The organism is Hungatella sp. SL.1.14, from assembly GCF_024460495.1.
GTDB lineage: Bacteria > Bacillota > Clostridia > Lachnospirales > Lachnospiraceae > Hungatella > Hungatella hathewayi.
Genome location: NZ_JANFYJ010000589.1, coordinates 1 through 255 on the forward strand (window position 1 = coordinate 1; position 255 = coordinate 255).

Genomic DNA, 255 nt, shown 5'->3' on the forward strand with positions numbered 1-255 from the left:
GTAATTTCGGCCCCGGTCTCGCAATCAACAAATTTTGCAATGCCCTTAACATAATACCGGTCCCCTATCTGCTCTATCTCATCGTTGAGGAAAAGCACAGCATTCACAGATTTTAAAAGCGGTTTTATGGCCTCCTGTATGTCCTCGCAGTTACGATAATAATATTTCCCAAAGAGATTATACTGGCTTTTCGGTACTTTGAGTTCCTGCTGTACTTTCAGCAACTTCTCATACACATTCATTACACGGCTATCG

Annotated in this window: 1 protein-coding gene; it reads right to left on the reverse strand. The window is 42.0% G+C overall.

Going from position 1 to position 255, the window contains the following annotated elements:
* Window positions 1-242: ERF family protein (locus NE473_RS33390; protein ID WP_256265752.1), on the reverse strand; the 242-nt coding region annotated here is incomplete at its 3' end.
* Window positions 243-255 lie beyond the last annotated feature (13 nt).